This window comes from Thermus scotoductus DSM 8553 (genome assembly GCF_000381045.1).
GTDB classification, from domain to species: Bacteria; Deinococcota; Deinococci; order Deinococcales; family Thermaceae; genus Thermus; species Thermus scotoductus.
Genome location: NZ_KB905807.1, coordinates 1 through 1,369, shown reverse-complemented (window position 1 = coordinate 1,369; position 1,369 = coordinate 1). Strand labels below are relative to the sequence as shown.

The following is a 1,369-nucleotide window of genomic DNA, read 5'->3' as shown; positions in this document are numbered from 1 at the left end:
GGACGAGGGATTTTCCAGGGTGAGGTAGTAGGTGAGAAGATCGCCCACCACGGCTTCCTTCGGACTCACTTCCTTGCGAAGGAGAAGGTTCACACCTCAGTACACGTCAAAACGTGGGACCACCCCTTTAGGATGGACCTGCGCCCACGTGGATGGGCAGGTACCCATAGGAGGTGGTCCCCATGGAACAGCTTACCCCACTCATCAACGCCTTGAAGCGATACTGGAAGGCCGACCTCAGGCGCCTCACCTTCCTGGCCGCCCTGGTGATGGCTCTGGTCACCGCCCGCACCACAAGCGGCCCCAGACTCGCTCTTTCCCTCGGCTCCATAGCCAGCCCTGACCCCCGCTCCGCCTACCGAAGGTTCCAGCGGTTCTTGGCCTGGCCGGGGCTGGACGGGGAGGGCTATGCCCGCTTCATCTTCGCCCTCCTCCGACCCCAAGGGCTCCTCCTGGTCATGGACCGGACCGAGTGGGAGCTGGGGAAGAGCAAGGTCAACCTCCTGATGCTGGCCTTCCTGTACCAAGGCCTGGCCGTCCCCCTGTTCTGGAGCTTCCTTCCCCACGACGGCAACTCCTCCACCCCCGAACGCATCGCCCTGATGGAGAGGGCCTTGGCTTTCCTGAGGGCCCACTTCCCCCACCTCCGGGTGGAGGGGTTCCTGGCGGATCGGGAGTTCATAGGGGAGGCGTGGTTCCGGTACCTGGAGGAGAAGGGCATCCCCCGGTGCATCCGAATCAAGGCCAACACCCGGATGTGGCGGTTGGGCTCGGGCCCTCGGGCCTGGGAGCTCTTTGCCTCCCTGAAGGTGGGAGAGAGCCGGGTGCCCAGGCGGCGGTACTGGGTCTACGGGCGGCGCATGTGGGTGGTGGGGTTGCGCCTTGGGGTCCGGGAGTGGCTGATTGTGGCTACGGACCTGGACCCTCACCGGGTGCTGGAGGTGTACGGGCTCAGGTGGGGGATAGAGCGGCTCTTTGGGGCCCTGAAGGGGCGGGGATTTGACCTGGAGGCCACGCACGTGACGCGGGGGGAGAGGCTTTCGCGGCTTTTGGTCCCCTTGAGCCTGGCCTTCGTGTGGGCGTTTCGGACGGGGCTTGTGCTGCACCGGGTGCGTCCGGTGAGGCCCAAGAAGCACGGGAGGCTGGGACAGAGCCTCTTCCGGGCGGGGCTGGACCTGCTCACCCTTTGGGCGCTTGCCCTCTGGGGTGCAGGGGGAGGAAGGCGCGGAAGTCCCTTGGGGTTATGCCCTATGGAGGTTTTGACGTGTACATAGGGTTCACACTAAAGACCGGATGGGTTACCGGGTTGGAGGTGAGGGGATTGGGGGTTTCCTGGGACCTAAGCAGGAAGGTGTTTGCCACCAGGCTA

1 protein-coding gene is annotated in these 1,369 nt (G+C 64.7%); it reads left to right on the top strand.

All coding sequences use genetic code 11. From position 1 onward, the window contains the following. Positions 1–182: 182 nt before the first annotated feature. The gene (locus F604_RS0111655; protein WP_014514485.1) at positions 183–1,274 is read left to right on the top strand and encodes an IS4 family transposase; all 1,092 of its coding nucleotides are present in this window, start codon (positions 183–185) and stop codon (positions 1,272–1,274) included. The last annotated feature ends 95 nt before the right edge of the window (positions 1,275–1,369 follow it).

Bases quoted from the DNA above. Each gene is read 5' to 3' on its own strand.
- F604_RS0111655 (WP_014514485.1), top strand. From the start codon at position 183: ATGGAACAGCTTACCCCACTCATCAACGCCTTGAAGCGATACTGGAAG.